The following is a 13,359-nucleotide window of genomic DNA, read 5'->3' on the forward strand; positions in this document are numbered from 1 at the left end:
TGGTATAAAGTGCACCCTTTGAATTCCCTTGGGTCAAAAGCACGGGGCTCATGACAGGGCTCGAGGTTGCTGAGGGCATGATGAATGCGGACTTTCGCCGGCACCGCGCGGCCAGTCTGCGACACATCCCTTCGGTTCTCGCCCTTCCCGGTTTGCCCGACAGGTTTTGAACAACTCGCCACGCGGTTGGAGGCTCTCATGTCCAAAGTATGTCAGGTTACCGGCAAGCGCCCGGTGACTGGTAACAACGTTTCACACTCCCAGCGCAAGACCCGTCGTCGTTTCTTGCCGAACCTTCACAGCCATCGCTTCTGGGTCGAGTCCGAAAAGCGTTTCGTGACCCTGCGTGTTTCCTCCAAGGGCATGCGCATCATCGACAAGAAGGGCATCGAAGAGGTGCTCAGCGATATCCGTAAGCGCGGCGACGCCATCTAAGGATGACGTCCTCGGGAGCCCACTGGTTCGCCTGAGCGAACGGCCTCCGCCGACTTGAATGACTGGCCTGGTGTGCACGACGCGTACCAGGCGGCAAACTGGGAGAAGTCTCATGCGTGACAAGATTCGTCTGGTGTCCAGCGCCGGTACCGGCCACTTCTACACCACCGACAAGAACAAGCGTAACACTCCGGACAAGATGGAAATGAAGAAGTTCGATCCGGTGGTTCGCAAGCACGTGATGTACAAGGAAGCCAAGATCAAGTAAGGCTTGATCTCGCTTCCACCGCAGGCGAGTTGTCGCCTGTCACCGAGAACCCGGCCCCGAGGTCGGGTTCTTGCGTATGTCCCTGTCAGCGGCCCTGGGCGATGGCGTGATGTCGCTCGCTGCTCGCCGCTCTAACTCCAGGCCCCAGGTGTGCCATGCCCGAGCTTCCCGAAGTCGAGACCACCCGACGCGGCATCGCCCCCCACGTACAAGGGCGCGAGATCCGTGAGGTGCTGGTGCGCCAGTCGCGCCTGCGGGTGCCGGTGCCTGAGGATCTCGCCGATCGTCTGATCGGCGCCCGCTTCGGCGAGATTCGCCGTCGCGCCAAGTACCTGCTGCTGCCGGTGCTGTGTGGCGAGGGCGGTGAGAGCGTCGAGAACGGCGAGACGGTCGCCAGCACCGAGGGCACCGGCACGGCCGCGTCCCGGCCGGACGACGGCAGAGTGCGCGAAAAGGGCACCCTGCTGTGGCACCTGGGCATGTCCGGTAGCCTGCGTATTGCCCGCCTCGGTGAGCTGCCCAGGAAGCACGACCATGTGGACCTGGTGCTCGAGGACGGCGTCATCCTGCGCTATCACGACCCGCGTCGTTTCGGCTTCGTCGACTGGCTCCGGGACGACGAGGCCCACGATACCCGCTTGTCGCGGCTAGGCCCCGAGCCGTTGTCGCAGGCCTTCGACGGCGCCCGGCTGTACGCCCTGTCGCGGGGGCGCCAGGCGGCGGTGAAGCCGTTCTTGATGGACAACGCCGTGGTCGTCGGGGTGGGCAACATCTACGCCAGCGAAGCGCTGTTTCTGGCCGGTATCGATCCGCGCCGGGCTGCCGGTCGCATCGGACGCGAGCGCTACGATCGCCTGGCCGCCGCCGCCAAGGAGGTGCTGGCCGCGGCCATCACCCAGGGCGGCACCACCCTGCGCGACTTCGTCAGCGGCACCGGCGAACCCGGCTACTTCGCCCAGCGCCTCAACGTCTATGGGCGTGCCGGCGCACCCTGCCGCCGTTGTGGCGGTGAGCTGAAGCACGTGACTCTGGGGCAGCGTGCCAGTGTGTTTTGCCCTCGTTGCCAACGTTAGTCCTGTCGATGCTTGAAGGGCTCGCCCAATTATTCATTTAGTTTCCGTAGAGAGAGTGATCACCGTGACTCGTCCGCTGCGCCTGAAAAAGAACGCCGATCGTCGCCTCAAGTCCGGCCACCTGTGGCTGTATTCCAACGAGATCGACATCGCCGAGACGCCGCTCAAGGGGCTCGAAGTCGGTGAGCAGGTCATCGTCGAGGCCGCCAATGGCAAGCCCATGGGTCTGGCCTACGTCAATCCCAACTCGCTGATCTGCGCCCGCATCGTCTCGCGTGACCCGAGCATGCGGCTGGATCGCTCGCTGCTGGTACATCGCCTGAATCAGGCCCTGGCGCTGCGCCAGAGCCTGTTCGACAAGCCCTTCTACCGCCTGGTCCATGGCGAGGCCGATCTGCTGCCGGGGCTGGTCATCGACCGCTACGCCGAGGTGCTGGTAGTCCAGCTCAACACCGCCGGCATGGAAGCGGTGAAGGACGAGCTGCTCGACGCACTCGACAAGGTGCTGTCCCCTGCCTGTGTGGTGCTGCGCAACGACACCAGTGGTCGTCGTCAGGAAGGCCTCAGCGAGGTGGTAGAGGTGGTCAAGGGCGAGCTGCCGGAGCAGGTGCTGCTGGAAGAGAACGGCGTGCAGTTCGCCGCCCCCGTGCTCGACGGCCAGAAGACCGGCTGGTTCTACGACCACCGCATCAATCGCGCCTGGCTCAATCAGCGGGTGGCCGGCAAGCGGGTGCTGGACCTGTTCAGCTACGTCGGTGGCTGGGGCGTGCAGGCGGCGGCCCATGGCGCCAGCGAAGTGCTGTGCGTGGATGCCAGCGAGTCGGCGCTGGATCGCGTCGCCGAGAACGCCGCGCTCAACGGCCAGCACGAGCGGGTCGCTGTGGGTCACGGCGACGCCTTCGAGGCGCTGGCGGCGCTCAAGGCCGACGGCGAGAAGTTCGACGTGATCGTGCTCGATCCGCCGGCCTTCATCAAGAGGCGCAAGGATATCGCCAACGGCGAGCGTGCCTACGCCCGACTCAATCGCGACGCCATGCGCCTGCTGGGCCGCGACGGCCTGCTGCTGTCCGCCTCCTGCTCCATGCACCTGGCACAGGATCGCCTGGTCGACGTGGTGCGCGGTGCGGTACGTCACCAGGATCGACAGGGACAGATCCTTTTCCAGGGCCACCAGGGACCTGATCACCCGGTGCACCCGGCGATTCCCGAAACCGCCTACCTCAAGGCGCTCGGTGTGCGCGTCTTTCGCGACTGAGCAAGGCGCGATTGAACAAGGCATGAGCTAGATAGGCGCGACGTGACTCGCCGTGGCTGAACAGGCTGGGCCGAACACGCTGGGCCGAAAAAGGCGCAGGGGCTTGCCTCGGGCGATGGAAGTGTCACATCGTGCCTGGGCAAGCCCGCGCCAAGGAAGACACCATGACCGAGGTTCCCTGGACCCTGATCTTTGCCCACGGCAACGCCCTGCTGGTGGGCCACGTGCGCAACCTGCTCGACGCCGCCGGGATCCCCTGCGAACTGCGCAACATGACCCTCGGCGGTGGCGCCGGGGAGCTGCCGCCGCTGGAGTGCGAGCCCCAGGTGTGGGTCGCCGAGCACAACCGTGAGCGAGCCGAAGCGCTGGTGAAACAGGCGCTCGAGGAGCCAGCGCCGGACAGCGCCTGGCGCTGCCGGGCCTGCGGCGAGGAGCTCGAAGGGGCCTTCGATACCTGCTGGAACTGCGGTGGCCGCAAGGAGGACGATCATGACCGCTGAACACGGTGCCTTCGACTGGGATCTGCCCCGGCCCTTCGTGATCGACATCCTGGTGGCGCCCGAGGCCATCGACCACTATGGCCACGTCAACAACGCCCAGTACCTGCGCTGGGTGGAACAGGCCAGCTGGGAGCACTCCGGCCAGCTGGGTCTGACCCTGGAACACTACCGGGCGCTGGATCGCGCCATGGCGGTGCACCGTCACGAACTCGACTATCTGGCGCCGGGTTTCGAGGGCGAACGCCTGGCCATGGCCACCTGGATCGTCGCCTGCGATTCGCGCCTGACCCTGACCCGCCGCTTTCAACTGATACGCCCGCAGGATGGTGTCACCCTGCTGCGTGCACGTACCCGCTACGCCTGCATCGCTCTCTCAAGCGGCCGTCCCCGCCGTCTTCCTCCCGAATTCGTCAGCGCCTACGGCGGCGCCCTGGTCGCGGAAAGCTGACGATAACGTCCTGACGACAGGGACCTGACCACACCGACCTGAGCGTACACAGCTGGCCTCCACCCCTTCCGGCAATTTTCTGACACCCTGGGTGTCGAGTTGGCGAATCTCAATACTGGCAGCTTTTTTGTCCTGACCCTGGGTGTGATAGGTCGCACTTTGTTCCTGAATGCGTCTAAAGACTCCCTGGGTTCATGGAAGAACTGCAGCACTTTGGACCACGAGGTAGAGGCGGGAGGGCCAGCCTGGTGGACGTGGATGGCGACGTGGTCAACGACCGCCTCAGCGAGGTGACCCTGGGAGGCAGGATTTGCGGGTGTATTGTGCCACCTCAAAGAAATGTTATAACATAACATTTATGCGAGTGTGATGGTCTCAGACGCCTTGTGCAATCGGCGTGGCGGGAGGAGCGGTGAGATGCCAACGATGGATGACGCAGCGCATCTTCTCGAGATGCCGGACGACGACTACATGAACGGTGAGCAACTGGCGTTCTTTCGACGCCGGTTGCTGCAGGAACGGGCGCTGGTCGAAGAGCGGTTGCAGGAGGTTCGCCTGCGCATGTCGGCCCGCGAAAGGTCGAGTGACGACCTGGATCAGGCAGCCCAGGAGGAAGAGCTTCAGCTGCAGCTTCGCCAGGCCGACAGAGAAACCCGCTTGCTGGGCAATATTGCCAGCGCCTTGAAGCGCGTCGAGACGGGTGAGTACGGCTACTGCGAGGAGACCGGCGTTCCCATCGGCCTGCCACGGCTGTTGCACCGGCCCACGGCGCGTCTGTGTCTCGAAGCCAAGCAGCGCCAGGAACAGAGAGAACATCACTTCGCCAGGACGCGGAAGTAGCGGCGCCTGTAGGCATCCACCTCTTGTGACCGTGATGACCGCCCCAGGATGCTGAGTCCGGACGAGTGCCTGCGCGGTGGGCTTGTCCACGGATGATCCAACCGACTCAGCGAAGGCGGTGGCGTATGTCGTATCGAGATTCGCCCATGCCGACCACGCCGGGCGACGATCACTATCTGATTTGCAGGAATCTCAATCAAGGAAGCATGAATGATTCGCAAGAATCCCTACGGCGATTTGCCGGTTGTCCACCCCAGCGCCTTTGTCGATCCCACGGCCATTCTCTGTGGGCGGGTGATCGTCGAGGAGAATGTCTTCATCGGCCCCTACGCGGTCATTCGCGCCGATGAGGTCGATGCCGATGGCAAGATGGAGCCGATGATCATCGGCGCCCACTCCAATATCCAGGACGGTGTCGTCATCCACTCCAAGTCCGGCGCGGCGGTAACCATCGGTCAGCGTACGTCGATTGCGCATCGGGCCATCGTGCACGGTCCCTGCGTGGTAGGAGAGAGCGCCTTTATCGGTTTCAACAGCGTGCTGTTCAACTGCACCATCGGCAAGGGCGCGGTGGTGCGCCATAACGCCGTGGTGGATGGTTGCGACCTTCCCGACGACTTCTATGTGCCGTCCACCGAGCGGATTGGCCCCGGGACCGATCTGGACACCCTGTCCCGCGTAACGGTTCAGGACTCTGCCTTTTCCGAAGACGTGGCCCGCACCAACAATAGCCTGGTGGAAGGCTATAGGCGGATCCAGAACTCTTTCTAGCCCGGCGCTCTGGTTCGAGGATAGGCGGATGGCCTCTGGGCGGCGAGACGCAGCACCAGGCGGCCGGGGGTGCTGGCTCACCCGCTGCGGGGCCAAGGTGGGGGGACGTCACCACGATCAGCGGCGCTGGTTCCCCCGATGACGCTCTTCACCTTTGAGGTCTTGTTCCTCGGCGTGTTGCCCGCAAGGCGTCACGCCCTGGTGTGTCTTGCTGTTTTTAGGGGCCTGGGAAGAAAGTTCAAAGGTCTTTGAGGGTGAAGTTTTCTGATCTTTCCGTTTTTTCGCCGGGGGTTTATTGGCAAAAAATTCCTGTGCTTCACTGTGGGTGACGATAAAAAATCTGTTGTACGAATCGATGGGAGAGTCGCCATGCAGATCGCCGTCCCCAAGGAAATCAAGAACCATGAGTACCGCGTCGCCCTGACCCCCAGTGGTGCGCGGGAGCTGACCGAGCGTGGCCACGCGGTGGTTGTGCAGGCCGGTGCGGGTGAGGGCGCCGGTTTTGCCGACGAGGCCTATCAAGCTGCCGGTGCCACCATCGAGGCCGACGTGGACGCGCTGTTCGATGGCGCCGAGTTGATCCTCAAGGTCAAGGAGCCCCAGCCCGAAGAGGTGGCCCGGCTGCGCCCCCAGCACACCCTGTTCACCTACCTGCATCTGGCCGCCGAAGAAACCCTGACCAAGGGGCTTCTGGACAGCGGCGCGACCTGCATCGCCTACGAGACCATCACCGCGCCTCAGGGCGGACTACCCCTGTTGGCGCCGATGAGCACCGTGGCCGGACGCATGGCCGTGCAGGCCGGTGCCCACAGTCTCGAAAAGGCCCAGGGCGGTGCGGGTGTATTGCTGCCCGGGGTGCCTGGGGTGCCGCCTGCCAAGGTTACCGTGATCGGCGGTGGCGTGGTCGGCGAGAACGCCGCCCGCATGGCGTTGGGGCTGGGCGCCGATGTCAGCGTGCTGGACAAGTCGATCCCGCGCCTCGAGACCCTGGATGATCGCTACCAGGGGCGCATGAAGACGGTGTTTTCCTGCGCCGACGCACTGGAAGAAGCGGTGCGCGAATCGGACCTGATCATCGGGGCGGTGCTGGTCCCGGGGGCGGCGGCGCCCAAGCTGATCAACCGCGCCATGCTGTCGGAAATGAAGCCGGGGGCGGTGCTGGTGGACGTGGCCATCGATCAGGGCGGTTGCTTCGAGACCTCCAGGCCCACCACCCATGCCGAGCCGACCTACGTGGTGGACGGCGTCGTGCACTATTGTGTCGCCAACATGCCGGGTGCGGTGGCGCGCACCTCGACCCAGGCCCTGACCAACGCCACCCAGCCGTTTGTGGTGGCGCTGGCCGACAAGGGCTGGCGTCGGGCGCTCGGTGAGGATCGTCACTTCGCCGCCGGTCTCAATGTCCATGACGGCCAGCTCACCTACGCAGCCGTAGGGGAGGCCTTCTCGCTGCCGGTGATCAGCGTGGAGAGTGTGCTCGGCTGATGTGATTGGCCAAGGGTCGGCCGGGGCGGCGCTGTCGCCCCGGTCGCCATCCACAGGCCTTGGCGTTACCATAGCGGGCATTTGCCGATACTAGAGTGCCGTCCATGTCCGCAACGACCACCGCTTCCGACAAGACCCGGGTGCTGACCGGTATCACCACCACCGGTACCCCCCATCTGGGCAACTACGTCGGGGCCATCAAGCCGGCGATCGAGGCCAGCCTCGATCCCAACGTGCAGTCCTACTACTTCCTCGCCGATCTGCACGCGCTGATCAAGTGTCAGGACCCGCAGCGGGTCCAGCAGTCGCGCCTCGAGATCGCCGCGACCTGGATGGCGCTGGGGCTGGACACCGACAACGCCATCTTCTATCGCCAGTCCGATATCCCCGAGATTCCCGAGCTGACCTGGATGCTGTCCTGCGTCTGTGCCAAGGGCCTGATGAACCGCGCCCACGCCTACAAGGCGGCGGTGGCGGAGAACGACGAAGCCGGCAACCAGGATCCGGACAAGGGTGTCACCATGGGTCTGTTCGGCTATCCGGTGCTGATGGCCGCCGACATCCTGATGTTCCAGGCCAACAAGGTGCCGGTGGGACGCGACCAGATCCAGCATATCGAGATGGCCCGAGACATGGCCGGGCGCTTCAATCATCTCTACAAGGGTGACTTCTTCACCCTGCCCGAGGCGGTGGTGGACGAGCGGGTCCAGGTATTGGGTGGCCTCGACGGTCGCAAGATGTCCAAGAGCTACAACAACACCATCCCGCTGTTCGTGCCGGAAAAGAAGCTGCTCAAGCTGGTGCGCAAGATCAAGACCAACTCGCTGGAGCCCGGCGAGCCCAAGGATCCCGACACCTGCACCCTGTTCCAGATCTATTCGGCCTTCGCCAGCGCCGAGGAAACCCAGGCCATGCGTGATGACTACGCCGCGGGCATCGGCTGGGGGGACGCCAAGAACCGGGTCTTCGAACACCTCAACGAACAGCTGCGCGCCCCGCGTGAGCGTTACCAGGCGCTGATGGAAGATCCGGGCCATATCGAGACGGTGCTGCTTCAAGGGGCCGAGCGTGCTCGTGCCGAGGCTGCTCCGCTGATGGATCGACTGCGTGTCGCCGCGGGGCTTGGTCGCTTCGTTTGAGCCGTTTCCTACGCGTCTCATCGTCGAGTCGCTCTTGTCTGAGCTAAAGTGCGCATGGGCCCTGCGTTGAGGGCCCGCTTTTGCGGGGCTTTCTCGACGGCGTGCTAGAGTGGGCACAAAGGAAGAATGGTATAACGCCTTGTCAGGCAGGCGCCGCCTGAGCCCGGTGCATCGCGCACGGGCGATGTCGTCAGTGTTTCCCCAAGGGTACCGAGAAGAGTGCCCGGACTCGCCAGAGTCCCTTGACCGAGTCACCAAACGAGACGAGAGATGAGCACAGAACCCAAGCGTCCCCTCTATATTCCCTACGCTGGACCCTCTCTGCTGGAGATGCCGCTGCTCAACAAGGGCAGCGCCTTCACCCAGAAGGAGCGCCTGCAGTTCAACCTGATCGGCCTCTTGCCGCAGAACGTCGAGACCATCGACGAACAGGTCGAGCGTGCCTATCACCAGTACCAGCAGTGCCAGAATGACCTGGACCGCCATATCTACCTGCGGGCGATCCAGGACGACAACGAGACGCTGTTCTTCCGCCTCGTCTCCGAGCATCTCGAGGAGATGCTGCCGATCATCTACACCCCCACGGTCGGCAAGGCCTGTGAGGAGTTCTCCAATATCTATCGCAACCACCGGGGGCTGTTCATCTCCTACCCCGACCGCGAGTACATGGACGACATCCTGCGCAGCGCCACCAAGGACAACGTCAAGGTGATCGTGGTCACCGACGGCGAGCGCATCCTCGGCCTCGGTGACCAGGGCATCGGCGGCATGGGCATCCCCATTGGCAAGCTGTCGCTGTACACCGCCTGTGGCGGCATCAGCCCGGCCAATACTCTGCCGATAATGCTCGACGTCGGTACCAACAACCAGCAGTTGCTGGACGACCCGCGCTACATGGGCTGGCGCCACCCGCGTATCAGCCAGGAAGAATACGACGAGTTCATCGATGCCTTCATGCAGGCGGTGAAGCGGCGCTGGCCCAAGGTACTGCTGCAGTTCGAGGACTTTGCCCAGGCCAACGCCATGCCGCTGCTGGAGCGCTATCGCGACGAGCTATGCTGCTTCAATGATGACGTCCAGGGCACCGCTGCGGTCTGCGTCGGCACACTGATGGCGGCCTGCCAGGCACGTGGAGAGGGCATGGCCCGTCAGCGGGTAGTGTTCGTCGGCGCCGGCTCCGCCGGCTGCGGCATCGCCGAGATGGTGGTGGTGGCGATGATGGCCGAAGGCCTGACCGAGTCCCAGGCCCGCGAGCGGGTCTACATGGTCGATCGCGAGGGCCTGGTGACGGACGACCAGACCTGGCTGCGTGACTTCCAGCGCCGCCTTGCCCACCCGGCCGGTATGGTCGAGGGCTGGGAAGGTCAGGACCTGCTCGAGGTGGTCAAGCAGGTTCAGCCGACGGTGCTGCTCGGCGTCTGTGGCCAGAAGGGTATCTTCACCGAGGCGGTGGTCAAGGCGATGCACGCCAACTGCAAGATGCCGCTGATCATGCCGCTGTCCAACCCCACTTCTCGGGCCGAAGCGATCCCCTCCGACGTGCTCGAGTGGACCAACGGCGACGCCCTGGTGGCCACCGGCAGTCCCTTCGCCCCGGTCGAGATCAATGGTCGTCGCATTCCCATCGCCCAGTGCAACAACGCCTACATCTTCCCGGGGATCGGCCTCGGGGTGGTGGCAAGCGGTGCACGCCGCGTCACCGATGCGATGCTGATGGCGGCCTCACGGGCTCTGGCCCGGGAGGCACCGATCGTCAAGGAGGGCGAGGGTGCCATGCTGCCGGCGCTGTCGCGCATCCGCGATATCTCCAAGTCGATCGCCTTCGACGTGGCGGCCCAGGCCCAGCACGAGGGCGTGGCGCTCAAGAGCGACGGTACCAAGCTGCGCCGCGACATCGAAAAGAGCTGCTGGATGCCCAACTATCGCGACTATCGTCGCCGCGCCTTCTAGGCGTCTGCGCGCTCAAGCGATCACTGAACCCCGCCACAAGGCGGGGTTTTTATTTGCTGGCGTGAGGCGCAGTCGGGTAGCAACACAGGCGGGTAGCAATAGATGCGGTCGCTCAAGCGCTGCGCTGAAGGGTCTGTAGATGGAGTAGAAAACAAGATTCGCACAAAAAAAGACCTCGCCGGTGGGCGAGGTCTCGGTGTGACGGCCAGTGCGATGCGCCGGCCGTCTGTGTGGCGGGCCTGGGCCCGCCGGGTGATCAGGCGGCGCCGATCATCTTGCGCAGCACATAGTGCAGGATGCCGCCGTGGCGGTAGTACTCGAGCTCGTTGGCGGTGTCGATGCGACACAGGGCGTCGAGGGTCTTCTCACCCTTGTCGCCCTTGATGGTCACCTTGACCTTGCCGCCCGGCTCGAGGCTGTCGAGGCCCTCGATGGAGACCGTCTCGTCGCCGGTCATGCCGAGTGACTTGCGATCCTCTCCTTCGGGGAACTGCAGCGGTACCACGCCCATGCCGATCAGGTTGGAGCGGTGGATGCGCTCGTAGGACTCTGCCAGCACGGCGCGCACGCCGAGCAGCAGGGTGCCCTTGGCCGCCCAGTCGCGGGAGGAGCCGGTGCCGTACTCCTTGCCGGCCACCACCACCAGGGGGGTGCCTTCCTCCTGGTACTTCATGGCGGCGTCGTAGATCGCCATCTGTTCGCCGCTGGGCACGTGGCGAGTCTCGCCACCGACCACGCCATCGAGCATCTCGTTCTGGATGCGCACGTTGGCGAAGGTGCCGCGCATCATCACCTCGTGGTTGCCGCGCCGCGAGCCGTAGGAGTTGAAGTCCACCGGCTTGACGCCGTTCTCCTGCAGGTAGCGGCCCGCCGGGCTGTCGGGCTTGATCGCGCCGGCCGGCGAGATGTGGTCGGTGGTCACGCTGTCGCCGAGCATGGCCAGTACATGGGCGTCCTTGACGTCCTCGACCTTGGACGGCTCCTTGCCCATGCCCTCGAAGAAGGGCGGGTGCTGGATGTAGGTCGAGTTGTCGTCCCACTCGTAGACCTCGCTTTCCGGCACCTTGATGGCCTTCCACACCTCGTCGCCGTCGAACACCGCGGCGTATTCCTTGCGGAACATCTCGGTGTTGACCTTCTCCACCGCCTCGGCGACCTCGGCCTGGGTGGGCCAGATGTCCTTGAGGTAGACCGGCTCGCCGTCGCTACCTTCACCGATGGGGTCATTGTCCAGGTCGCAGCGCACATTGCCGGCCAGGGCGAAGGCCACCACCAGGGGCGGTGAGGCCAACCAGTTGGTCTTCACCAGCGGGTGCACCCGGCCTTCGAAGTTGCGGTTGCCGGACAGTACCGAGGCCACCGTCAGGTCGCCGGTCTTGACCGCATCCTCGATCGGCTCGGGCAGCGGGCCCGAGTTGCCGATGCAGGTGGTGCAGCCATAGCCCACCAGATTGAAGCCCAGGGCGTTGAGGTCGTCCTGCAGGCCGGCGGCGGCCAGGTATTCGGTGACCACCTTGGAGCCGGGAGCCAGCGAGGTCTTGACCCAGGGCTTGGTCGCCAGGCCCTTCTCCTTGGCCTTGCGGGCCAAGAGGCCTGCAGCCATCATCACGCTGGGGTTCGAGGTGTTGGTGCACGAGGTGATGGCAGCGATGACCACCGCGCCGGGGTCCAGGCTGAAGTCCTCGCCCTTGTAGTTGACGTCCTGGCTGTCGGCGTGACGATAGCTGCGCTCGACGCCGACCGCGGTCTGGCCGCCCTCGGAGCCCATCTTGTCGTCGCGGCTGTCCTTGGCCGACTTGCCCTCGTCCTCCATCAGTTTTTCGAAGGTGGTGGCGAGCTGGCTCAGGGCGACACGGTCCTGGGGCCGCTTGGGACCGGCGAGGCTGGCCTCGACGTCACCCATGTCGAGTCCCAGGGTGTCGCTGAAGATCGGCTCGTGGCCGGGTTCGCGCCACAGGCCCTGCTCCTTGGAGTAGGCCTCGACCAGGGCGATCTGGTCGTCGTCGCGGCCGGACAGACGCATGTAGTTCAAGGTCTCGTCGTCCACCGGGAAGAAGCCGCAGGTGGCGCCGTACTCCGGGGCCATGTTGGCGATGGTGGCGCGGTCGGCCAGGGGCAGGTCCTTGAGGCCGTCGCCGTAGAACTCGACGAACTTCCCGACCACGCCTTTCTTGCGCAGCATCTCGGTGACGGTGAGTACCAGGTCGGTGGCGGTGATGCCTTCTCTGAGCTTGCCGGTCAGCTTGAAGCCGATGACCTCGGGGATCAGCATCGACACCGGTTGGCCGAGCATGGCGGCCTCGGCCTCGATACCGCCGACACCCCAGCCGAGTACGCCGAGGCCGTTGATCATGGTGGTGTGGGAGTCGGTGCCGACCAGGGTATCCGGGTAGGCCAGGGTCTTGCCGTCCTCTTCCCGGGTCCACACCGTCTTGCCCAGGTACTCCAGGTTGACCTGGTGGCAGATGCCGGTGCCCGGCGGCACCACGCGGAAGTTGTCGAAGGCCTGCTGGCCCCAGCGCAGGAACTCGTAGCGCTCGCGGTTGCGCTCCATCTCCAGCGCCACGTTGTCCTTGAAGGCGGACGGGTCGCCGTACTTGTCGACCATCACCGAGTGGTCGATGACCAGATCGACCGGTGACAGCGGGTTGATCTTCGACGGTTGCTCACCGAGTTTCTCCACCGCGGCACGCATCGAGGCCAGGTCGACCACCCCCGGCACGCCGGTGAAGTCCTGCATCAGCACGCGGGCGGGACGGTAGCCGATCTCGCGGTCCGAGCGGCCTTCCTTCTGCCAGTCCACCAGCGCCTGAAGGTCGTCTCTGGACACGCTCTCATCGTCGGCAAAGCGTAGCTGGTTTTCCAGCAGTACCTTGAGCGTCATCGGCAGACGCTGAATATCGCCAAGGTCCTCGGCAGCCTGGGCCAGGCTGTAGAAGTCGTACTGAGTCCCGCCTACATCTAGCGTGCGACGGGTATCCGGTAGGGAATCGCTACTCATGCTGTCCTCCTGAGGCATTGAATCGAACGGTCCAGGTTCGCTGGGATCGGCGCGGGGCCAATATCGATCCCTTGGTGGTACTAGTAGTGGTACTTGGTCATCATAGTTGTGTTCTTCAACCGTTGACGTGTAAACGGATGCCGGATCACGCCTTGAAAGGCTGTCGGGTCACCCCCATGGTGAAGGTTCACGTC

13 protein-coding genes are annotated in these 13,359 nt (G+C 64.4%); 11 read left to right on the plus strand and 2 right to left on the minus strand.

Annotation, left to right across the window (positions count from 1 at the left end; genetic code table 11):
* Positions 1-198 precede the first annotated feature (198 nt).
* The 8 genes from rpmB to C6W88_RS09295 all read left to right on the plus strand — a co-directional run bounded on the left by rpmB (position 199) and on the right by C6W88_RS09295 (position 5,590).
* On the plus strand, positions 199-435 hold the full coding sequence (gene rpmB, locus C6W88_RS09260; RefSeq protein ID WP_045991211.1) for a 50S ribosomal protein L28: 237 nt from the start codon (positions 199-201) through the stop codon (positions 433-435).
* A gap of 112 nt (positions 436-547) precedes the next feature.
* Positions 548-703 carry a 50S ribosomal protein L33 gene (gene rpmG / locus C6W88_RS09265; protein WP_016856547.1) on the plus strand — a complete coding sequence of 52 codons (156 nt, stop codon included), beginning with the start codon at positions 548-550 and terminating at the stop codon, positions 701-703.
* Between the two features lie 155 nt (positions 704-858).
* Positions 859-1,776 (plus strand): bifunctional DNA-formamidopyrimidine glycosylase/DNA-(apurinic or apyrimidinic site) lyase, encoded by a 918-nt coding sequence (gene mutM / locus C6W88_RS09270; protein WP_108132273.1) that lies wholly within the window; start codon positions 859-861, stop codon positions 1,774-1,776.
* A gap of 64 nt (positions 1,777-1,840) precedes the next feature.
* Entirely contained in the window at positions 1,841-3,031 is a 1,191-nt protein-coding gene (locus C6W88_RS09275; protein WP_045991285.1) for a class I SAM-dependent rRNA methyltransferase, read from the plus strand.
* Positions 3,032-3,195: 164 nt separating this feature from the next.
* The gene (locus C6W88_RS09280) at positions 3,196-3,531 is read left to right on the plus strand and encodes a putative signal transducing protein (protein WP_108132274.1); all 336 of its coding nucleotides are present in this window, start codon (positions 3,196-3,198) and stop codon (positions 3,529-3,531) included.
* The gene (locus tag C6W88_RS09285) at positions 3,521-3,979 is read left to right on the plus strand and encodes an acyl-CoA thioesterase (RefSeq protein ID WP_045991208.1); all 459 of its coding nucleotides are present in this window, start codon (positions 3,521-3,523) and stop codon (positions 3,977-3,979) included. Before C6W88_RS09280 ends, C6W88_RS09285 begins: the two co-directional genes overlap by 11 nt.
* Positions 3,980-4,396: 417 nt before the next feature.
* Complete coding sequence (locus C6W88_RS09290; protein WP_108132275.1) at positions 4,397-4,819, plus strand: TraR/DksA C4-type zinc finger protein; 423 nt, start codon at positions 4,397-4,399, stop codon at positions 4,817-4,819.
* A gap of 210 nt (positions 4,820-5,029) precedes the next feature.
* Positions 5,030-5,590: a gamma carbonic anhydrase family protein gene (locus C6W88_RS09295; RefSeq protein ID WP_108132276.1), complete on the plus strand. Its 561-nt coding sequence runs from the start codon at positions 5,030-5,032 to the stop codon at positions 5,588-5,590.
* A gap of 117 nt (positions 5,591-5,707) precedes the next feature.
* On the opposite strand, the gene C6W88_RS21355 is transcribed toward C6W88_RS09295, so the two are convergent.
* Positions 5,708-5,995, minus strand: a complete 288-nt coding sequence (locus C6W88_RS21355; protein WP_146164647.1) for a hypothetical protein — start codon at positions 5,993-5,995, stop codon at positions 5,708-5,710.
* On the opposite strand from C6W88_RS21355, the gene ald reads away from it, so the two are divergent.
* From ald to C6W88_RS09310, 3 genes are all read left to right on the plus strand, one after another.
* The gene (ald, locus tag C6W88_RS09300; RefSeq protein ID WP_045991201.1) at positions 5,960-7,075 is read left to right on the plus strand and encodes an alanine dehydrogenase; all 1,116 of its coding nucleotides are present in this window, start codon (positions 5,960-5,962) and stop codon (positions 7,073-7,075) included. The two genes, C6W88_RS21355 and ald, sit on opposite strands and share 36 nt — an antisense overlap.
* A 104-nt stretch (positions 7,076-7,179) precedes the next feature.
* Entirely contained in the window at positions 7,180-8,214 is a 1,035-nt protein-coding gene (gene trpS, locus C6W88_RS09305) for a tryptophan--tRNA ligase (protein WP_045991200.1), read from the plus strand.
* Between the two features lie 270 nt (positions 8,215-8,484).
* The gene (locus tag C6W88_RS09310) at positions 8,485-10,164 is read left to right on the plus strand and encodes an NAD-dependent malic enzyme (protein WP_108132277.1); all 1,680 of its coding nucleotides are present in this window, start codon (positions 8,485-8,487) and stop codon (positions 10,162-10,164) included.
* 256 nt (positions 10,165-10,420) lie between these two features.
* Here C6W88_RS09310 and acnA read toward each other — a convergent pair whose 3' ends face one another.
* Positions 10,421-13,165, minus strand: a complete 2,745-nt coding sequence (gene acnA / locus C6W88_RS09315) for an aconitate hydratase AcnA (RefSeq protein ID WP_045991198.1) — start codon at positions 13,163-13,165, stop codon at positions 10,421-10,423.
* Positions 13,166-13,359: the final 194 nt, after the last annotated feature.

This window comes from Halomonas litopenaei (assembly GCF_003045775.1).
GTDB lineage: Bacteria > Pseudomonadota > Gammaproteobacteria > Pseudomonadales > Halomonadaceae > Halomonas > Halomonas litopenaei.